We start from the raw sequence: 21,038 nt of genomic DNA on the forward strand, positions 1-21,038 counted from the left end.
TGGAAACATGTGCGTTGCAGCATCGACATCGCGCGGACCCTGCCGGGATGCGCGCGGTCGGTGCCCATCGCCGCTTGGCAGCCTCCCCGCGCATCGCTACCCTCCGCGCTCCCCATCTGCCCGCAGACGCCATGGCCACCAGCGTTCCGACCCCGCCGCGCCTGCCGCCGCTCGCCCACGTGATCTTCGGCTCGCGCTGGCTGCAGCTGCCGCTGTACCTCGGCCTCATCGTCGCGCAGTGCGTCTACGTATTCCTGTTCATCAAGGAACTCACGCACCTAGTGACCGACGCCAACACCCTGACCGAGCAGGGCATCATGCTGCTGGTGCTGGGCCTGATCGACGTGGTGATGATCTCCAACCTGCTGGTGATGGTGATCGTCGGCGGCTACGAGACCTTCGTCTCGCGCCTCGGGCTGCAGGGGCATCCCGACCAGCCGGAGTGGCTGAGCCACGTCAACGCCAGCGTACTCAAGGTCAAGCTGGCGATGGCGATCATCGGCATCTCCTCGATCCACCTGCTGAAGACCTTCATCGCCGCGGGCGAGGTGGGCCTGCCGGTGTGCGGCACGACCGAGTTCATCGCCGCGGTGTCGGCGCATGCGGAGGCGGTCGCGGGCGGGCTCACGCTCGCCGAGCCCGCGTGCACGCGGGTGACCGCCGCCGGCGTGATGTGGCAGTCCATCATCCATGCGGCCTTCATCCTCTCGGCGATGGGCATCGCCTACACCGACAAGCTGATGACCGGCAGCACCGCGCGGCGCGAGCACGCGACGGCGCACTGACAGCTGCAGGCCCGGGACGGGCGAGTCCGGCGCACGGCCCGGGTGCCGACGCCGGCGGCGCCGGCTTGGGCCAAAGTCGGATGACGGATGCGGGCCGCGCGCCTCAGGCTGAGTCCGTCCGCCGTCCCGCCTCGTCGCCCGCTCGGCGCCGCGGGGCCCTCACGCGGCACACCACGCGATGATGTGAAAGGCGTTCCACGGCGCGGTGCAGGGCTGCGCGACGCCCGAATACAGGCCGGAACTGCATGCGCAACGCACATTTTTTCCTGCGCAGTGCTGCGTGAAGACGCTGCGGTTTCCACGGCAACGATCGCGCTGTCATGCGCTTCGCGCCGTCTTGCTGCACTGCAAAGTGACACTCCGCGTAACGCCATGTTATCAAATCAGCGCGTTAATGTTAGCGCTAACAAAAATAACAACTGCAGGGAAGCAGGGCCGGGGCCGTGAAACACGACGACCGCATGCCCGCCGCCGAAGGACGCAACAGCGACCGGGGCGACGGGGCGGCGCGCGTGGGGAGAGAACCCGGTGGAGAGTGTTGATCGATACGCGGAAGGCGGACGGCGCCGCGGTTGCCCGGAGGAGGGCGTCATCGAAGGATTCCTACTGAAAGTCATGCATAACGGGGAGGGCAGTCGGATGAATACGTGCAGATTCAAGTCCCGCACTGAAGCGGGTGGCGGGCCGGTCCCGCCACCACGCGCCAGCGACGTGCTTTTCTTCGCTCCAATCCAGTGCTGAGGACATATTCCATGAACCATAAGTTGAAGGGCCTGAAGTCGAAGGCGATGTTCACCTTCGTCGGTGGCATGCTCGTCATCAATCCCGCTTTCGCGCAGGACCCTGCCCCGCAGCAGCCCGCCGCGCAGCAGACCCCGGCCACCGGCCAGGATGCTTCCACGCTCGACACCATCGTCGTCACGGGCCTGCGCAACAGCCTCGAGAACTCGATGGGGATCAAGCGCGACACCGCCGGTGTCGTCGACGCGATCAGCGCCGAGGACATCGGCAAGTTCCCAGACACCAACCTCGCCGAGTCGCTGCAGCGCATCACCGGCATCTCGATCGAACGCCGCAACGGCGAGGGCGCGCAGATCACGGCGCGCGGCTTCGGCCCCGGCTACAACATGGTCACGCTCAACGGCCGCCAGATCCCGGGTGCCGACGCATTCGGCAACGGCGACTCGGTCACGGGCGGCACAGGCGCCGGCACCCGCGGCTTCAACTTCGCCCAGCTGGCGTCCGAGGCGATCAGCGGCATCACGGTCTACAAGACCGGCCGCTCGGACGTCCCCAGCGGCGGCATCGGCGCCACGGTCGACATCCTGACCAACCGCCCGTTGAACCTGCCCGCCGGCCTGACGATGAACGCGGGCCTGAAGCTCGGCAGCGATCAGGCGCAGGTGATCGGCGACAGCATCACGCCCGAGATCTCGTCGATCATCAGCTTCGCCAGCGACGACAAGCGCTGGGGCGCCAGCCTGAGCACGAGCTTCCAGAACCGCAAGGGCGGCGAAGTCCAGGCGACCGAGAACGAGTGGCGCCTGTCGCGCTGGACCGGGACCCCGACGGCCTGGGGCGACCGGGTGGAAGTGATCAACGCGCCGGCGGAGGGCTCGCTGTATTCGGTGCCGGCCGACCTGCGCTATGCGTTCTCCAACTTCGAGCGCACGCGCATCAATGCCCAGGGCACGCTGCAGTTCGCGCCGACCGATGCGCTCACCCTGACCCTCGACTACACCCACTCGACCAACGAGATCGCCGAGGACCGCGGCGAGATGACCCAGTGGCTCAACCAGGGTCCATTCTCGCGCATCGAGTTCGACACCAGCGGCCCGGTGGCGGTGCCGACCTACATCCGCGAGATCGTGGGCACCAAGGACTTCGGCTACGAGCAGCAGCGCCAGGAGCAGAAGTACAAGCTGGACTCGATCGGGTTCAATGCCAACTGGCAGGCGACCGATCGCCTGAGCTTCGAGTTCGACGCCCACCGCACCGAGAACAAGAGCCTGCCGAACGACTCGATCACGGGCGCCAGCTCGACCGCATTCTCGTTCGCCGGCACCAGCGCGTGCCAGTCCGCCGGCGGCCCGTACTGCGGCGGCAACTGGGCGCAGGAGTACTGGTTCAACACCGGCCTGCCGATCATGGCGCGGACCTGGTATCCGGAATCGCCGGACTCGGACGACGCCTTCAACGACGTCAATGGGGTCGTCAACCCGGCGTTCCCGCCGGAGCAGGTGGGCACCCAGATCCAGCGCATCTGGTACTCGCGCCAGGACAGCAAGATCGAGCAGGGCCGGATCGACGGCGCGTTCGACTTCGACAACGGTCGGCTGTCGTTCGGTGTCGATTCGTCCAAGGTGCAGATGCGCCGCCTGACCTCGAACGACAACCAGCAGGTGCTCGGAAACTGGAGCGTCAACAACGTCGGCGAGGAGCCGGGCTTCCAGGACCTGATCCGTCCGATCAACATCGCGGGGCTGTTCGACGACTACAGCACCAACGGTGCGCCGCAGAACGCCTGGTGGGGCAATGCCAGCCAGCTGGCCCAGTGGGCCACCGGCTTCTACGGTACCCCTTCGAACTTCAACGGCCAGTACAACAACGACAACACGATCGAGGAAAAGACCAGCGCCGCGTACCTCCAGTACGAGTTCGACGGTGAGCTGGGCACGATGCCGTTCAACCTCGTCGTGGGTGCGCGCTACGAACAGACCGACCTCACGTCCGTGTCGTCGCTGCAGGTGCCGCAGTCGATCAACTGGAACGGCGATAACGACTTCGCGATCACCCCGTCCGCCGAACAGCAGCCCTTCTCGGAGGAAGCCGAGTACAACTACTGGCTGCCGAACCTGGACTTCAGCCTCGACTTCACCAGTTCGCTGAAGGGTCGCGTGTCGCTCAGCCAGACCATCGCGCGGGCGCCGTACGGCAACCTCTACGCCGGGCCGACCGCGAACGCGCCGAACGGCTCGGTGCTGCTGGGATTCCGCGCCACCGGTAGCGCGCAGAACCCTGCGCTGCTGCCGCTCGAGTCCGACAACCTCGACGTGGCGCTGGAGTGGTATTTCGCCCCGGCCAGCTACGTGTCGCTCACATACTTCGACAAGCGCGTGAACAACTTCGTCGGCAACAGCCAGGTGACGGAGAACCTGTACGGCCTGCGCGACCCGACCGGTGGGCCCGATGCGCAAGCGGCGCTGGAGTTTTTGAACAGCGCCGCGTGCGAAGCGCAGGTCGGTCCCGGTGCGGCCGTCCATGCCTGCGGCGCCAATGCGATTGCCCTGTTCACGGCAGCCGCACTGCTGCGCAATGCCGACGTGACCGGTGGCCTGGCCGCTTACAACGGAACCGACGCGCAGTGGAATGCAATGGAACAGCTGGTGCGCCAACCCGGACGCGCATTCGTCGGCGAGGCGGACGATCCGCTGTACATGTTCAACGTCAACCGTCCGCTCAACCAGCAGAAGGCCAATCTCGATGGCTTCGAGCTCGGCAGCCAGTACTTCTTCGGCGACAGCGGCTTCGGCATCCAGGCGAACTACACCAAGGTCGACGGGGATGTCGGTATCGACGACGGCGCCGCTCCGGGCGTCCAGCAGTTCGCGCTGCAGGGCCTTAGCGACACTGCCAATGCGGTGTTCATGTACGAGAAGTACGGTTGGACCGCGCGTCTGGCCTGGAACTGGCGCGACGAGTATCTGTTCGCCGCGAACCAGAACGGATCCAACACCAACCCGTACTATGTGGAGGAGTACCAGCAGTGGGACCTCAGCGTGACCAAGCAGCTGAGCGATAACTGGGCGGTAGGCCTGGAAGCGATCAATCTGACGGGCGAGGACGTCCGCTGGCGTGCGCGTAGCGAACTCCAGATGGTTCGTCTGATCGACCAGAGCCCGCGCTACATGGCAGCAATCCGCTACACCTTCTGACGCCGAACCTCTCCAAGGCCCAGATGGTGTGAAGGATGGGGCCGCTGCGCGCGCAGCGGCCCTTTTTCATGGCCTGTCCGCGCCTCGATTTCCGCGCGCCGGACGGGCATGATGGACATGCGGCGCGGCCTGCATGGCGCGAGTACGAATTCTTTCCGGGGCGCGCTGCCAGCGGTCGCCCCGCCCCGCCGGAACCGACATGGCGCGATACGAACTGCTCGACAACGTGGCCCACAAGGACCTGCGCGTGGTCACGCGCTTCGGTGCGGGCAACGACGACCCCGCGGGCCTGGTCCCCGCCTTCCCGACCGAGTTCGCGGAGCTGCAGCGCGAGTACCCGATCTTCCTGCGCAAAGAGGCCGACGGCGGCTTCCATGCCGTCGCCCTGCTCGGCTTCGATGCCGACGAGAACCTGTATCTGGACGGCGAGCGATGGAATGCCGGCTATCTGCCCGGCGCGATCGCGCGCGGCCCGTTCCTGATCGGTTTCCAGGAGCAGATGCAGGACGGCACGCTGACGCGCGAGCCGGTGATCCACGTCGACCTCGACCACCCGCGCGTGTCCCGCGACGGGCAGGGCGTGGCGGTGTTCCTTCCCAAGGGCGGCCACAGCCCGTACCTGGAGCACGTGACCACCGTGCTCAAGGGCATCCATGACGGGACCGAGGCGGGCCGTGCGATGTACGCATCGCTCGACGCGCTGGGCCTGATCCAGCCGGTGGAGCTGGACCTGAAGTTCGACGACGTCCATGGCGCGCGCCTGACCGGCCTGCACGGCATCGATCGCGAGTGCCTCGCCGGGCTCGATGCCGGGCAGCTGCACGGCCTGCACCGGTCGGGTCTGCTCGAGGGCGTGTACCTGATGCTGTCCTCGCTGTACAACGTGCGCCGCCTGATCGCCGAGAAGCAGCGCCGGCTGCGTGCCCAGGCCGAGGCGGAGCGGGCCGGCTGAGGCCATGGCCGCCGTGCCCGCACCGGTCCGCGAACTCGACGGCTGCCGTCCGGACGCGCTGCCGCTGCAGGCCCTGCTCGAGGGTGGCGAACCGGTCCTGCTGAAGGGCATCGCCGCCGGCTGGAGCCTGGTCGAAGCCGGGCTCGAATCGACGCAGGCCGCGATGGCGCACCTGCGCGCGCACGACAACGGCCGCCCGTTGCCCTACTCGTGGGGTCCGCCGGAGACGGGCGGGCGCCCGTTCTACACCGCCGATTTCACCGCGCTCAACACCCAGGCGTTGCGCGGTACGCTCGCGACGGTGCTGGACGAGATCGCCGCGCACCTGGACGACGCTCACCCGCCGACCCACTACATCGCCTCGGTGCCGGTCGACAGCGTGCTTCCGGGGTTGCGCGTGCGCAACGACCTGGATTTCGCCGCCCACGGCATCGACGCGCCGCCGGCGATCTGGATCGGCAACCGCATCACCGCCTCGTGCCACTACGACGCCCCCGACAACATCGCCTGCTGCGCCGTCGGCCGGCGCCGCTTCACCCTGTTCCCGCCGGAGCAGGTCCACAACCTGTATCCCGGTCCGCTGGATCCCACCCCGGGCGGCCAGGCGGTGAGCGTGGTCGATTTCGATGCGCCGGACTTCGAGCGTTATCCGCGTTTCCGCGAGGCGCTCGAGCACGCGCGCAGCGCGGTGCTGGCGCCTGGCGATGCGATCTTCATCCCCAGCATGTGGTGGCATCACGTGCAGGGGCTGGAGCCGTTCAACGTGCTGGTCAACTACTGGTGGAGCAGCATGCCGGCGTGGATTCCCACGCCGATGCACGCGCTCTACCACGCGCTGTGGTCGATCCGCGACCGGCCCGAGCGCGAAAAGCAGGCCTGGCGCGAGATCTTCGACTACTACGTGTTCGGTCCCGCGGAACGGGCGGGCGAACACCTGCCGGAGCCGGCGCGCAAGGCGCTCGCGCCGATCGACGAGACCACGGCGCGCCAGCTGCGCGCGTGGCTGATCGCCAGGCTCAACCGCTGACCGGCGTGCCGGGGAGGGCACATGGGCACATCGAGGGTGCGCAAGGTCGTCATTGCCGGGGGCGGGACCGCCGGCTGGCTGGCCGCGGCGGTCCTGTCGCACCAGTTCCGCGACCTGCTGGACATCACCCTGGTCGAATCCGAGCAGATCGGCACGATCGGCGTGGGCGAATCGACCATCCCGCCGATCCGCCGGCTGCACCAGCTGCTGCGGATCGACGAGCGCGAGTTCATGCGCGCCACCTCGGCCAGCTTCAAGCTCTCGATCTCGTTCGAGGACTGGCTGCGGCCGGGGCGGCAGTTCTTCCATCCCTTCGGCTACACCGGGCTGGGCACCTGGGCCTGCGAGTTCCACCACTTCTGGCTGGCGGCGCAGCAGCGGGGCATCAAGGTTCCGCTGGCGGAATTCAGCCGCGAGGCGATGGCCTCGCGCGAGCGGAGATTCCTGATCTCCGGCCGCGAGGTGGGCGCGAACGAGTGGACCACGCGCCAGGGCGGCGCGACCGGTGCGCAGGGTCAGGCCGAACTGAACTACGCGTACCACCTGGATGCCGGGCTCTATGCGCGGTTCCTGCGACGCTTCGCGGAGGGCTACGGGCTGCGCCGCATCGAAGGCCGCATCGCCGAGGTGGTGCTCGCGCCCGAGTCGGGCTTCGTCCAGTCGCTGCGGCTGGACGACGGGCGGCTCGTCGAGGGCGACCTATTCATCGACTGCAGCGGCTTCCGCGGGCTGCTGATCGAGCAGGCGCTGCAGACCGGCTACGAGGACTGGAGCCACTGGCTGCCCTGCGACCGCGCCGTGGCGCTGCAGACGCGGCTGGAAGGGCCCGCGGTGCCGTACACCCGCGCGATCGCGCACGAGGCCGGATGGCGCTGGCAGATCCCGCTGCAGCACCGCGTCGGCAACGGCTGGGTGTACTGCAGCCGGCACATGAGCGACGACGAGGCGCGCCGGCGCCTGTTGCGGGAAGCCAGCGGCACGCCGATCCGGGACCCGATGGTCGTGCCGTTCACCACCGGTCGGCGGCGCCTGGCATGGAACCGCAACGTGGTGGCGATGGGGCTGTCGAGCGGTTTCGTCGAGCCGCTGGAGTCGACCAGCATCCACATGGTGGTCTCGGCCGCGGTGCGCCTGGTGCAGATGTTCCCGATGGAGGGCATCGCCCCGGAGATGGTGGCGCGCTACAACGCCATCAGCCGCCACGAGATGGAGGACGTGCGCGATTTCATCATCCTGCACTACCACGCCAATGCGCGCGACGAGCCGCTGTGGCGCGAGTGCCGGGACATGGCGATCCCCGACTCGCTGGCCGAGCGCATCGCGCTGTTCCGCGAGCGCGCCTACGTCTGGCAGGACGAGGGCGACCTGTTCCGCACCGATTCCTGGCTGCACGTGATGCTGGGCCAGGGGATCGCACCGCAACAGTTCCACCCCCTGGGGCTGGCCTTGCCCGAGCCGGAGATCCGGCGCCTGTTCGACACCGTGCGCCAGCCGATCCGCGCCGCGGTGGAGGCGATGCCGTCGCATTCGGACTTCCTGCGGCAGTACTGCCCGGCGGATGCCGCGGTGTGGGCGGCAGGCGCACCGGCGGCGACGGCCGGCGCATGATGGAGGACCGTCGCGCAGGCGCGGCGGAATGACGATCGAGGAGTGCACGAGTTGAACGATGTGAAGCGCGGGATCCGCAAGGTGGTGATCGCCGGCGGCGGCACCGCGGGCTGGGTGGCGGCGTGCGCGCTGACACACCAGTTCCGCGAACTGCTGGAGGTGACCCTGGTCGAGTCCGAACAGATCGGCACCGTGGGCGTGGGCGAGTCGACCATCCCCACGATCCGCACCTTCCACCGCCTGCTGGGGATCGACGAACGCGAGTTCATGAGCTCGGTGGCCGCGAGCTTCAAGCTCTCGATCTCGTTCGAGAACTGGCTGCGCCCGGGGCAGCGGTACTTCCATCCCTTCGGCCTGACCGGCCTGGGCAGCTGGGCGTGCGAGTTCCACCATTTCTGGCTCGACAGCCTGCGCCGCGGAATGACGTCGGAGCTGGGCGATTACTGCCTGGAAACCGTGGCCTCGCGCGTGGACCGCTTTTCGCTGCCCGGCCACCAGGTCGGCGGGGCCCAGCAGTGGTCGACGCGCTGGGGCAACCAGGCGATGGCGCCCGAGCGGCTGGAGGTCAACTACGCCTACCATTTCGACGCCGGGCTGTACGCGGCCTACATGCGCGAGCGCGCCGAACGGCAGGGGCTGGTGCGCGTGGAAGGCAAGATCCGCCAGGTGCGCCAGCATCCGGAGACCGGCTACGTCGAAGCGCTGGTGCTCGAGGATGGCACCGTGCTGGAAGGCGACCTGTTCATCGACTGCACCGGCGGGCGCGCGGTGCTGAGCGAGCAGGCGCTGGGCACCGGCTACGAGGACTGGAACCACTGGCTGCCGAGCAACCGGGCGGTGGCCCTGCAGACCGAGGCCGATGGTCCGGCGGTGCCCTACACCCGCGCCATCGCGCACGAGGCGGGCTGGCACTGGAAGATCGCCCTGCAGCACCGGATCGGCTGCGGCATCGTGTTCTCCGACGCGCACATGTCCGACGACGAGGCGACCGCGAAGCTGCTGGCGGAGAACCCCGCCAGACCGCTGCGCGACCCGTGGATCATCCCGTTCCGCACCGGGCGCCGGCGCAAGGCCTGGAACAAGAACGTGGTCGCGCTGGGCTTGGCGAGCGGCTTCATCGAACCGCTGGAGTCGACCAGCATCCACCTCACCCTCAGCGGGGTCGCGCGGCTGCTCAAGCTGTTCCCGGCCGAGGGCATCGACGAGTCGATGGTGCAGCGCTACAACGACATCAGCCGCGCCGAGATGGAGCACGTGCGCGACTTCATCATCCTGCACTACCACCTCAACCAGCGCGACGAGCCGATGTGGCAGCAGGTGCGGCACATGGACCTGCCGGACGACCTCGCCCACCGCATCGGGATGTTCCGCGATCGCGCGCATGCCTCGCAGGGCGAGGACGAGCTGTTCCGGCTCGATTCCTGGACCCACTGCATGCTCGGCCAGGGCGTGGTGCCGAAGGCGCACCATCCGCTGACCCGTGCGCTGCCCGACGACGCCATGCAGCGCCTGTTCGACGGCATCCGCAAGCCGATCGAACGCGCCGTGGCCGCCATGCCCAGCCACCAGCAGTTCCTGGACAGCTACTGCAAGGCGCCGCCATCGGCCTGGGAGCTGATGTACGAGCGGGCGCGCGCCCACGCCCGGGTGACCGGCAAGGTCGCGGGTGTCGGCGGCGGACTGGCGACGTGACGGCGCGATGTTGATCCAGCCGCACCCCGGCCTGCGGCTGCAGGCCCGCCGCATCGGCGCGGAGGGCGCGCCGTTGCTGGTGATCGACCAGGCGGCGGCCGATCCCGACCGCCTGGTGCGCAAGGCCGCGCGCGGCCACTTCACGCCGCAGGGCACGCTGTTCCCCGGGCTGCGCATCCGCGCGCCGCTGTCGTACGAAATGTTCCTGGAGCAGCTGCTGCGGCCGCTGCTGGCGCCGCACTTCGGCCTGCCCGCCGACGGCCGCTTCACCTTCCCGATGTGCCACTACTCGCTGGTCACCCTGCCACCGGAACGGCTCGCGTTCCTGCAGCGCGTGCCGCATGTCGATTCGGTGCAGGGCAACGGCCTGGCGACCATGCACTACCTGTTCCGGGGCGACTGGGGCGGGACCGCGTTCTACCGCCATCGCGGCACCGGCTTCGAGTCGGTGGACGAAACGCGCCAGGCGGGCTATTTCGCGATGCTGGAGCAGGAGAGCCGTCGCGAGGCCGCCACCGACGGCTACATCCGCGGCGATTCCCCGCTGTTCGAACGCATCGACGCGGTCGAGGGCGTGTTCAACCGGCTGGTCGTCTACCGGCGCAACTCGCTGCATTCGGGCGACATCGACAACGCCCGCATCCCGCCGGCCGACGCGCTGGCCGGGCGGCTGTCGATCAACGGCTTCATCGACATCCTCGCCTGAACGGCGTGGCTGCGCGCGTCGCGGAGGGCGCGACGCGGGGTCGCGTAAAATGCGTCGATGGATGTGTCCCACCTGATCGACGGGCTGAACCCGGCCCAGCGCGAAGCCGTGTCCGCGCCGCCCGGCCATTACCTGGTGCTGGCGGGCGCCGGCAGCGGCAAGACCCGCGTGCTCACCCACCGCATCGCCTGGCTGAACGAGGTGGTCGGGGTGCCGGTGCACGGCATCTTCGCCGTCACCTTCACCAACAAGGCCGCCGGCGAGATGCGCCACCGCGCCGATGCGCTGCTGCGCAACGGCTCGCGCGGCCTGTGGATCGGCACCTTCCACGGACTGGCGCACCGCCTGCTGCGCCTGCACTGGCAGGACGCGAAGCTGCCCGAAGGCTTCCAGATCCTCGACAGCGACGACCAGCTGCGCCTGGTCAAGCGCGTAGTCCAGCAGCTGGAACTGGACGAGGCGCGCTTCCCGCCGCGCCAGATCGCGTGGTGGATCAACGGCCAGAAGGACGAGGGCCGCCGGCCGCAGCACATCCAGTCCGGCGGCGACGAGTGGTCGCAGGCGATGCTGAAGAGCTACGCGCTCTACCAGGAACGCTGCGATCGCGCCGGCCTGGTCGATTTCGCCGAGATCCTGCTGCGCGCGCACGAGCTGCTGCGCGACACGCCCGCGCTGCTGGCCCACTACCGCCAGCGCTTCGGCCAGCTGATGGTGGACGAGTTCCAGGACACCAACGGCGTGCAGTACGGCTTCGTGCGCCTGCTCGCCGGCGACACCGGTCAGGTGTTCGTGGTCGGCGACGACGACCAGTCGATCTACGGCTGGCGCGGCGCCAAGGTCGAGAACATGCAGCGGTTCCTGCGCGATTTCCCCGGCGCGCACACCATCCGCCTGGAGCAGAACTACCGCTCCAGCGCCAACATCCTCGGCGCGGCCAACGCGGTGATCGCGCACAACCCGGAGCGCCTGGGCAAGCAGCTGTGGACCGACAGCGGCGAGGGCGAGCCGATCGACCTGTACGCGGCCTACAACGAGATCGACGAGGCGCGCTTCGTGGTCGAGCGGATCGCGCAGTGGGTGCAGGGCGGCGGCAGCCACGGCGACTGCGCGGTGCTCTACCGCAGCAACGCGCAGTCGCGCGCGTTCGAAGAGGCGCTGCTGGCCGAGCAGGTGCCGTATCGCGTGTACGGCGGCGTGCGCTTCTTCGAGCGCGCCGAGATCAAGGACACCCTGGCCTACCTGCGGCTGGTGGCCAACCGCGCGGACGATGCGGCTTTCGAGCGCGCGGTCAACACGCCCACGCGCGGGATCGGCGAGCGCACGCTGGACGAGGTGCGGCGGCGGGCGCGCACCGACGGGGTGTCGCTGTGGGAGGCTTCGCTGCGCGTGCAGCAGGGCGGCGCGCTCGCCGCACGCGCGCGCAACGCGCTGGCGGGCTTCCACCAGCTGCTCGACGCGCTGGCCACGGAAGTGTCCGAGCTGCCGCTCAAGGACAAGATCGACCATGTCTTGCTGCGCTCGGGCCTGCGCCAGCACTACACCAACGAGTCCAAGGGCGCGGCGGACTCGCGCGTGGACAACCTCGACGAACTGGTGTCGGTCGCCTCGCGATTCGTGAAGGGCGACGAAGAGGATGCCGCGCAGCTGAGCGAGCTGGTGGCGTTCCTCGCCTACGCGTCGCTCGAAGCGGGCGAGGGCCAGGCCCAGGCCGGCGAGGACGGCGTGCAGCTGATGACGCTGCACAGCGCCAAGGGGCTGGAGTTCCCGCTCGTGTTCCTGGCGGGTATGGAGGAAGGGCTGTTCCCGAACGCGCGCTCGATCGAGGAGAGCGGCCGGCTGGAGGAAGAGCGCCGGCTGGCGTACGTCGGCATCACCCGCGCGCGGCAGAAGCTGGTGCTCAGCTACGCCGAATCCCGGCGCCTGCACGGCCAGGACATGTACGGCGTGCCGTCGCGCTTCCTGCGCGAGATCCCGTCGGCGCTGCTGAGCGAGGTGCGTCCGCGGCTGCAGGTGTCGCGCCCGGCCTTCAGCCCGCAGCCGCGGCGCGACTGGGGGCATGCGTCGCTGGACCAGTCGCCCGGGCTCAAGCTCGGGCAGAACGTGGTCCACGCCAAGTTCGGCAGCGGCATCGTCACCGATCTCGAGGGCAGCGGCGCGCACGCGCGGGTGCAGGTGAACTTCGAGGAAGCCGGCTCGAAGTGGCTGGTGCTGGCGTACGCGAACCTGCAGGTGGCCTGAGGGCGACGACCGCGGGCCGCTTCCTGTGCGGGCCGCTTCCTGCCCCAGCGCCAGCTGGCGTCGCATGTCCCGCTGCGCAAGGGGGCGTGCGCGTGTCGCGATCCCGACCGCGACCGGCGACAGAACCCCACCCGGTCCGGGCCGCAGGCCCACTGGCTGCTGGATACCGCGGCGCCCATCGGGCACCTGAGGTCGCGCGTCTCCGGGGACGGTTCAGTCGCGGATCCTGAAGCCCGGCGACTCGTCCAGCGTGCCGTCGCCGCGCAGCACCGCATAGCGCTGGCCGTCGCGGTCGAAGACCACCGGCACCGGATCCTGGAACATCGGCCTGCGCACGAACTTCAGCGTCCAGCGGAAGTGCTCCAGGGTCTCGAGCGCCCGGAGCTGGGCCGGCGTGAGTCCGCGGCGCAGCGCGGCCGGATCGTCCGGCGCCTGGCCGCGTCGTTCGCGGCCGGTCATGGCCTGGCCTCGCAGTGCGTTCATCGAGACAGGGTGCCGGCGGTCCCCTGCAGGTTGCGTGAAAAAGACAGCCGCGGCGCGGCCGTATGACGCGGATGGCTGGCCAGCGCCGTCGGCGTCGCCGGCATTGCGTTCGCCGCGGTGGAACGCTCTGGATCGCAGGCCAGCCGCGCAGCTGCGCGAAAGGCGGCCCCGCATCAGGCACCATGCACGGCGGATGCACGACAGCAGGAGGACAGCATGCAGCTGGGCATGATCGGACTGGGCCGGATGGGCGCGAACATGGCGCAGCGTCTGCAGCAGGGCGGACACCGGGTGGTGGGCTTCGATCCCGCGCCCGGAGCGCGCGGGCGCCTGGTCGCGGCGGGGATGGAGGCGGCGGACTCGCTCGAGGCGCTGGTCTCCGCGCTGGAACCGCCGCGCGTGGCCTGGATCATGGTGCCGGCCGGCGCGCCGGTGGACGCGACCATTGCCGCGCTGCAGCCGCTGCTGGCGCCGGGCGACACCATCATCGACGGCGGCAACTCGTTCTACCGCGACAGCCAGCGGCGCGCCGCGGCGCTGCGCGAGCACGGCATCGCGTATCTCGACGTCGGCACCAGCGGCGGCGTCTGGGGGCTGGCCGAGGGCTACAGCCTGATGGTCGGTGGCGACGCGGAGGTCGCCGGGCGGCTGTCGCCGCTGTTCGCGGCGCTCGCGCCCGCGGCCGATCGCGGCTGGGGGCATGTGGGCCCCAGCGGCGCCGGGCACTTCGCCAAGATGATCCACAACGGCATCGAGTACGGAATGATGCAGGCCTACGCCGAAGGCTTCGCGATCCTGCAGAAGCGTGAGGACCTGGTGCCCGACATCGCCGCGCTGGCCGAGCTGTGGCGCCACGGCAGCGTGGTGCGCTCCTGGCTGCTCGACCTGACCGCGCAGTCGCTGGCCGGCAACCCGCAGCTGGAGGGCATCGCGCCCTACGTGCCGGATTCGGGTGAAGGGCGCTGGACGGTGGCCGAAGCGATCGAACTGGACGTGGCGGCGCCGGTGATCACCCAGTCGCTGATCGAGCGGCTGCGCTCGCGCGAGGGCAATGCCTATGCCGACCGGCTGCTGTCGGCGATGCGCGACGCCTTCGGCGGCCACGGCGTGAAGCCCGACCACCCGCCGGGCTGAGACGCGCGGACGATTGAGCAGGATCAAGGCGGCGCACGCGCGCGCGTGGCGTCATGGACGCCCATCCAGACCGAGGCGCGCGCCATGTACAGGCATCTGCTGATCGCCACCGACGGCTCCGAACTCGCCGGCAAGGGCCTCGATGCGGGGCTGGCCCTGGCCGCCGCGCTGGGCGCCAGGGCGACCGTCGTCACCGTCACCGAACCCTGGCAGGACCCGCTGCCGGGCGATCCGTCCGGCCTGGCGCTGGCGTTCGAGCTGCGCGAGCAGCAGCGCCAACGCCACGCGCAGGAGGCCGAGCGGATCCTGGCCGACGCCCGGCGCCGGGGCGACGCCGCCGGCGTCGTGGTCGAAGGCCTGCACGTGGCCGACCGCCTGCCGGACGAAGCCATTCTCGAGACCGCGCAGGCGGGTGGCGCCGACCTGCTGGTGATGGCCTCGCACGGGCACCGCGGCCTGCGCCGGCTGCTGCTCGGCAGCCAGGCGCAGTCGGTGGTCAGCCGGAGCGAGGTGCCGGTCCTGGTGGTGCGCTGAAAAGACGGACGGCGCCGCGGGCACGCGGATCAGGACGAAGCGGCCTCCAAGGAAATGCGGCGGCCGGATGCCGCGCTCGCGACGCCCGCCTCCAGCACCTGCAGCACCTCCAGCGCCTGCGCCGGCGTGACCGGCGGCTCGCCACGACCCAGGATCGCATCGCGCATCGCCGCGTAGCAGGCGCGGTAGTCGCCCCGCGGACCGTCGAACACGCGCGCGACAGGCCCCGTGTCCCCGATCGTGGTCAGGATCCCCGGCGATGGGTCGTGGCCCCAGTCCCCGGCCCCCGGCACCGTGCCGGCGCGCAGCGCATCCTCCTGCGGATCGAGCCCGTGCTTGACGTAGCTGCCGCCGGTGCCGTGCGCGGCGAGGCGCAGCGTGTTCGCGGCGACCAGCGCGCCGGCGTGCAGCACCACCCGTAGGCGCGGGTAGTGCAGCACCACGTGGAACCAGTCGTCGACCACCGCGTCCGCGCGCTGGGCCGCGATGTCGGCCTGGATCGACAGCGGCATGCCGAATAGCTGCAGCGCCTGGTCCACCAGGTGCGGGCCGAGGTCGAACCACAGCCCGGCGCCGGGCCCGGCGCGCTCGCGCCAGCGGTCGGGGACCTGCGGCCGGAAGCGGTCGAAGTGCGAGTGCAGTTCCGCCGGTTCCCCCAGGGCGCCGCTCTCGAGGAGGGACCGCAAGGCGAGGAAATCCGAATCCCAGCGCCGGTTCTGGAACACGCTGGCCAGCCGCCCGGTGGCGCGCGCGACCTCGAGCACGCGCCGCGCCTCGTCCAGCGAGGTGGTGAACGGCTTGTCGACCAGCACGTGGCGGCCGGCCTGCAGTGCGGCGATCGCGAGCGAGGCATGCACCGCATTGGGCGCGGCGACGACCACCAGGTCGATGGCGCCATCGGCGAAGGCATGCGCCGGTTCCGCGAGCACGCGCACATCCGGCAGGTCGGCGTGTACTTTCGCCGCGTCGCGCGACACCACGGTGTGCAGGCGCAGTCCCGGGGTGGTGGCGATCAGCGGCGCGTGGAAGACCCGGCCGACGAAGCCGTAGCCGACCAGGGCGACGTTCAGCGCCTCGCTCATTCCCGCGCGCCGCCAGCGCCGGCGCGGCCGCCTGGACTCACCAGCCGAACAGCTTGAAGTACGTCTGCGGGGCGTCGTCGCCCTCGCGCGTGGACAGCACGCGGCCATCGCGTACGTACAGGTGATAGCTCGGACCCCGCGAGGGCGTTACCTGCACCACGCGCAGTTCGCCATTGACGCGGTATTCGGTGATCACGTCGCCGTTGGCCTCGGTGCGGGTGGCCTCCTCGGCGCCGGGCGGGATCTCGACCGTGGCGGGACCGGAGCTGGCGCAGGCGCCGAGCACGAGTGCGGACAGGAAGATCGGCAGCAGGCGGGCACGGGTGCGCATGGCGGAGCTCCGGCGGGGGTGGAGGCCATTATGCGCCGCGTGGATCAAGGCGACGCGAGGGATGCGGCGCGCGGGACGGATCGACGGCTCGACGCAGGATCTGGCGCAGTGGCGTCGCCGGCGCGTTCCCGGCCGGTGCGACCGGGCGCGCGTAGAATCGGGCCATGCCAAGACTCGTGCTAATCGACGGTTCCTCGTACCTGTTCCGCGCCTTCCACGCGCTGCCGCCGCTGACCAATGCCGATGGCGAGCCCACCGGCGCGCTGTTCGGCGTGGTCAACATGCTGCGCGCGACGCTGAAGGAGGGTCCGGACTACGCCGCCTTCGTGGTCGACGCCAGCGGACCGACCTTCCGCGAGGCGCTGTATCCGGCCTACAAGGCCAATCGCCCGCCGATGCCCGACGAACTGCGCGCGCAGGTGGAGCCGATGTGCCGGATCGTCGAGGCGCTGGGCTTCACCATCCTGCGCGTGCCGGGCGTCGAGGCCGACGACGTCATCGGCACCCTCGCGCTGCAGGGCGCGGATGCGGGCATCGACGTCACCATCTCCACCAGCGACAAGGATTTCGCCCAGCTCGTGCGGGCGCAGGTGCCCGGCCGCGGGCTGGTGGAACTGGTCAACACCATGACCGGCAGCCGCATCGACGGCGACGAGGCGGTGCTGGCCAAGTTCGGCGTGCGCGCCGACCAGATCGTGGACATGCTCGCGCTGATGGGCGATGCGATCGACAACATCCCGGGCGTACCCAAGTGCGGCCCCAAGACCGCTGCCAAGTGGCTGTCCGAATACGACACCCTCGACGGCGTGATCGCCAATGCCGGCGCCATCAAGGGCAAGATCGGCGAGAACCTGCGCGAAGCGCTGCCGCAGCTGCCGCTGAGCCGGCAGCTGGCGACGATCCGCACCGATGTCGAACTCGAGGTCGCGCCCGACGGGCTGCGCCTGCGCCCGCGACATGTCGACGACCTGCGCGTGCTGTACGCGCGCTACGGCTTCAACCAGGCGCTCAAGGAGCTCGACGGTGGCGCCGCGGCGGATGCGGTGGAGAAGGAGCCGGGCCGGGCCCGCGGCAGCGGCCGCATCACCGCACCGGCCGCCACCGACGGGCCGCCGCCGGATCCGGCGCTGTCGTCGCCCGGCGAATACGAGGCCGTCCTCACCCCGGCGCAGCTGGACGCATGGCTGCAGCGTCTTGCGACGGCGGACGAAATCGCGCTCGACACCGAGACCGATTCGCTCGACCCGATGCGCGCCAACCTGGTGGGCATCAGCGTCGCGGTCGAACTCGGCCAGGCGGCGTACCTGCCGCTCGGGCACGACTACCCCGGCGCACCCGTGCAGCTCGACCGCGCCGCGGTGCTCGACGCGCTGCGCCCGCTGCTGGAAGACCCGGCCCGGCGCAAGCTCGGCCAGCACGGCAAGTACGACCTGCACGTGCTGCGCCGCCACGGCGTGGACCTGCGCGGCTACGCCGACGACACCATGCTCGAGAGCTTCGTGCTGAACTCCAGCCAGCGCCACGACATGGACTCGCTCGCGCAGCGGGTGCTGGGCTACGGGACGATTCCCTACGAAGCGGTCGCCGGCAAGGGCGCGAAGCAGATCCCGTTCGCGTCGGTGGCGATCGAGGACGCCACCCGTTACGCCGCCGAGGACGCCGACATCACCCTGCGCCTGCATCGCGAGCTCTCGACGCGGCTGGCGGCCGAGCCGGCGCTCGAGCGCGTGTACCGCACGATCGAGATGCCGCTGGTGCCGGTGCTGGAGCGGATCGAATCCAACGGCGTGCGGGTCGACGCGGACGAACTGCGCCGGCAGACCGCGGACCTGTCCCGGCGCATGCTCGCCGCGCAGCAGAAGGCGACCGAGCTGGCCGGCCGCAGCTTCAACCTCGACTCGCCCAAGCAGCTGTGCGCGCTGCTGTTCGAGGAGCTCAAGCTGCCGGCGCTGGTGAAGACGCCCAAGGGCCAGCCCAGCACCAACGAGGAGGCGCTGGAGGCGATCGCCGACCAGCACGAACTGCCGCGCGTGATCCTCGAGTACCGCGGCCTGGCCAAGCTGCGCAGCACCTACACCGAGAAGCTGCCGGAGATGATCAATCCGCACACCGGCCGCGTGCACACCAGCTACCACCAGGCCGGTGCCGCCACCGGGCGGCTGGCCTCGAGCGATCCGAACCTGCAGAACATCCCGATCCGCACCGAGGACGGTCGCCGCATCCGCAAGGCCTTCGTGGCGCCGGAGGGGCGGCGCCTGGTCGCCTGCGACTATTCGCAGATCGAACTCAGGATCATGGCCCACCTGTCGGAGGACGCCGGCCTGCTGGGCGCATTCGCCGCCGGCGCCGACATCCACCGCGCCACCGCCGCCGACGTGTTCGGCCGCACCCTGGCCGAGGTGACCCCGAACGAGCGCCGCGCCGCCAAGGCGATCAACTTCGGCCTGATGTACGGCATGAGCGCGTTCGGGCTGGCGCGCAACCTCGGCATCGGCCGCGGCGAGGCACAGGACTACATCGCCACCTATTTCTCGCGCTACCCGGGCGTGCGCGACTACATGGAGCGCACCCGCCAGCAGGCGCGTGACCAGGGCTACGTGGAAACCGTCTTCGGCCGCCGTCTTTACCTGGACTACATCCAGCGCGGCAACCAGGCGCAGCGCGCCGGCGCCGAGCGCGCCGCGATCAACGCGCCGATGCAGGGCACCGCCGCGGACATCATCAAGCGCGCGATGATCGACATTGACGCCTGGCTGGCCGGCTACGCCGATGCGGCGCTGATGATCCTGCAGGTGCACGACGAACTGGTGTTCGAGGTCGAGGCGGGCTTCGTCGACACCCTGCTGCGCGAAGTGCCGGCGCGCATGTCGGCAGCAGCGGAACTGCGTGTTCCACTGGTGGTGGATTCGGGCGTCGGGACGAACTGGGACGAGGCGCATTGAGCCGTGCGAGGCAGTGCGGAAAGCCGGAGTCTGTGAGCGCTCACATCGCGCGCCGGGGTGGTTACGGCCATGCGTCCATGACCTTCGGCAGGGTATGTAACTGCATGTAACTTCCCGGAAATACGTCGGCAGCCCGCATGAGGTAAACGCGGGCTGAATTCTTCCGGGTTCCAAGCGATATCTTCACGAACTCTCAATGTTCGGGGTGGTCATATAGCTCGCGACAGATGCAAGGTCTGTCGCTGATCTCCTCCCATCCCCTGGAGCAGAGATCCGGAACGCAAGACTTCTCCCCGAGTCCCGTTCCCCGAGCCCCGCCGGCCCCCCCTGCCTGCGGGGCTTTTTATTGCCCGCACGGCGCCGGCGCACGGAATCGCGCGACGTTCCGACGCGGCCTGCACCGCTTGGCCGCAGGCACCCGCCGCAGTCCGCGACGCCGTCGGCGCGGCATCCTAGAATCCGCCTCCCGTGCGCAAGATCCTCCACATCGACATGGACGCGTTCTACGCGTCGGTGGAACAGCGCGACGATCCGACGCTGCGCGGGCGGCCGGTGGTCGTGGCCTGGCGCGGCGCTCGCTCGGTGGTGTGCGCGGCCTCGTACGAGGCGCGGCGCTACGGCGTGCGCTCGGCGATGCCGGCGCTGCGTGCCGAGCGGCTGTGCCCGGACGCGGTGTTCGTGCCGCCGGATTTCGCGCGCTACAAGGCGGTCTCGCGCGAGATCCGCGAGATCTTCCACGCCCATACGGACCTGGTGCAGCCGCTGTCGCTGGACGAGGCCTATCTGGACGTCACCGAGCCGCGGATCGACTCGCCCAGCGCCACCGCCACCGCCCAGGCGATCCGCGCGCAGATCCGCGAGCGCACCCGCCTCACCGCCTCGGCCGGGGTCGCGCCGAACAAGTTCATCGCCAAGATCGCCTCGGACTGGAACAAGCCCGATGGGCTGTTCGTGGTCAAGCCCGCGCAGGTGGATGCGTTCCTGCTGCCGCTGCCGGTCGGCCGCATCCCGGGAGTGGGCAAGGTGATGCAGGGCAAGCTGGCCGAACTGGGCGTGCGGACCGTGGGCGAGTTGCGCGGGCTGGCGCAGGAGGAGCTGCAGCTGCGCTTCGGCAGCTTCGGCGCGTCGCTGTACCGGCGTGCGCGCGGGATCGACGAGCGGCCGGTCGAACCCAACCAGCCGGTGCAGTCGATCTCGGCCGAGGACACCTTCGAGCACGACCTGCCGCTGGCCGACCTGGTGCCACACGTGCGGCGGATCGCCGAGAAGGCCTGGCAGGCGGCGGGCCGCAAGACCGGGCGCATCGGTCACACCGTGGTGCTGAAGCTCAAGACCGCGCAGTTCCGCATCCTCACCCGCAGCCTGACGCCCGACGTGCCGCCGGGCGGATGCGAGGCGTTCACCGCGATCGCGCTTGCCCTGCTCGACCGGGTGGCGCTGCCGCCGGAGACGCGTTACCGCCTGGTCGGCGTGGGCCTGTCCAACTTCCGCGACGTCGACGAGACGGTGCCGCAGCCGGGGCTGTTCCCCACCCAACCCGCTGTGCCCTGAGCGCGACCCGATGCGTCGTGCGGCGAATGCATGGGTGA

15 protein-coding genes are annotated in these 21,038 nt (G+C 69.9%); 12 read left to right on the forward strand and 3 right to left on the reverse strand.

The annotated features are described in order from the left end of the window. Nucleotides 1-131 precede the first annotated feature (131 nt). From QFW80_RS11110 to uvrD, 8 genes are all read left to right on the forward strand, one after another. Entirely contained in the window at nucleotides 132-785 is a 654-nt protein-coding gene (locus QFW80_RS11110; RefSeq protein WP_280602018.1) for a TIGR00645 family protein, read from the forward strand. 752 nt (nucleotides 786-1,537) lie between these two features. Next, nucleotides 1,538-4,720 (forward strand): TonB-dependent receptor, encoded by a 3,183-nt coding sequence (locus QFW80_RS11115; protein ID WP_280602019.1) that lies wholly within the window; start codon nucleotides 1,538-1,540, stop codon nucleotides 4,718-4,720. 199 nt (nucleotides 4,721-4,919) lie between these two features. Then, nucleotides 4,920-5,672 (forward strand): SapC family protein, encoded by a 753-nt coding sequence (locus QFW80_RS11120; RefSeq protein ID WP_280602020.1) that lies wholly within the window; start codon nucleotides 4,920-4,922, stop codon nucleotides 5,670-5,672. Between the two features lie 4 nt (nucleotides 5,673-5,676). After that, complete coding sequence (locus tag QFW80_RS11125) at nucleotides 5,677-6,699, forward strand: cupin-like domain-containing protein (RefSeq protein ID WP_280602022.1); 1,023 nt, start codon at nucleotides 5,677-5,679, stop codon at nucleotides 6,697-6,699. 21 nt (nucleotides 6,700-6,720) lie between these two features. Beyond that, nucleotides 6,721-8,307: a tryptophan halogenase family protein gene (locus tag QFW80_RS11130; RefSeq protein ID WP_280602023.1), complete on the forward strand. Its 1,587-nt coding sequence runs from the start codon at nucleotides 6,721-6,723 to the stop codon at nucleotides 8,305-8,307. 60 nt (nucleotides 8,308-8,367) lie between these two features. Next, on the forward strand, nucleotides 8,368-9,999 hold the full coding sequence (locus tag QFW80_RS11135) for a tryptophan halogenase family protein (protein ID WP_280602224.1): 1,632 nt from the start codon (nucleotides 8,368-8,370) through the stop codon (nucleotides 9,997-9,999). 7 nt (nucleotides 10,000-10,006) lie between these two features. After that, a complete protein-coding gene (locus QFW80_RS11140; RefSeq protein WP_280602025.1) occupies nucleotides 10,007-10,705 on the forward strand; it encodes a DUF6445 family protein in 699 nt (232 codons plus the stop codon). Nucleotides 10,706-10,762: 57 nt separating this feature from the next. Next, the gene (gene uvrD / locus QFW80_RS11145) at nucleotides 10,763-12,943 is read left to right on the forward strand and encodes a DNA helicase II (RefSeq protein ID WP_280602027.1); all 2,181 of its coding nucleotides are present in this window, start codon (nucleotides 10,763-10,765) and stop codon (nucleotides 12,941-12,943) included. Between the two features lie 213 nt (nucleotides 12,944-13,156). Here the strand turns inward: uvrD and QFW80_RS11150 are convergent, their stop codons facing one another. After that, complete coding sequence (locus tag QFW80_RS11150; RefSeq protein ID WP_280602029.1) at nucleotides 13,157-13,426, reverse strand: hypothetical protein; 270 nt, start codon at nucleotides 13,424-13,426, stop codon at nucleotides 13,157-13,159. Between the two features lie 216 nt (nucleotides 13,427-13,642). Between QFW80_RS11150 and gnd the strand changes: the two genes are divergently transcribed. Together gnd and QFW80_RS11160 are read left to right on the forward strand one after the other, a co-directional pair. Then, nucleotides 13,643-14,560 (forward strand): phosphogluconate dehydrogenase (NAD(+)-dependent, decarboxylating), encoded by a 918-nt coding sequence (gnd, locus tag QFW80_RS11155; RefSeq protein WP_280602031.1) that lies wholly within the window; start codon nucleotides 13,643-13,645, stop codon nucleotides 14,558-14,560. 84 nt (nucleotides 14,561-14,644) lie between these two features. Beyond that, on the forward strand, nucleotides 14,645-15,094 hold the full coding sequence (locus tag QFW80_RS11160) for a universal stress protein (protein ID WP_280602033.1): 450 nt from the start codon (nucleotides 14,645-14,647) through the stop codon (nucleotides 15,092-15,094). A gap of 29 nt (nucleotides 15,095-15,123) precedes the next feature. On the opposite strand, the gene QFW80_RS11165 is transcribed toward QFW80_RS11160, so the two are convergent. Further along, a complete protein-coding gene (locus QFW80_RS11165; RefSeq protein WP_280602035.1) occupies nucleotides 15,124-16,176 on the reverse strand; it encodes an oxidoreductase in 1,053 nt (350 codons plus the stop codon). A gap of 37 nt (nucleotides 16,177-16,213) precedes the next feature. Further along, nucleotides 16,214-16,507, reverse strand: coding sequence for a DUF2782 domain-containing protein (locus tag QFW80_RS11170; RefSeq protein ID WP_280602036.1), 294 nt, complete (start codon nucleotides 16,505-16,507; stop codon nucleotides 16,214-16,216). A gap of 164 nt (nucleotides 16,508-16,671) precedes the next feature. On the opposite strand from QFW80_RS11170, the gene polA reads away from it, so the two are divergent. Next, nucleotides 16,672-19,449 (forward strand): DNA polymerase I, encoded by a 2,778-nt coding sequence (gene polA / locus QFW80_RS11175; RefSeq protein ID WP_280602038.1) that lies wholly within the window; start codon nucleotides 16,672-16,674, stop codon nucleotides 19,447-19,449. A 468-nt stretch (nucleotides 19,450-19,917) separates the two neighbouring features. Further along, nucleotides 19,918-21,000, forward strand: coding sequence for a DNA polymerase IV (gene dinB, locus QFW80_RS11180; RefSeq protein ID WP_280602039.1), 1,083 nt, complete (start codon nucleotides 19,918-19,920; stop codon nucleotides 20,998-21,000). Nucleotides 21,001-21,038: the final 38 nt, after the last annotated feature.

Origin of the sequence: Luteimonas rhizosphaericola, assembly GCF_029888045.1 — a bacterium.
GTDB lineage: Bacteria > Pseudomonadota > Gammaproteobacteria > Xanthomonadales > Xanthomonadaceae > Luteimonas > Luteimonas rhizosphaericola.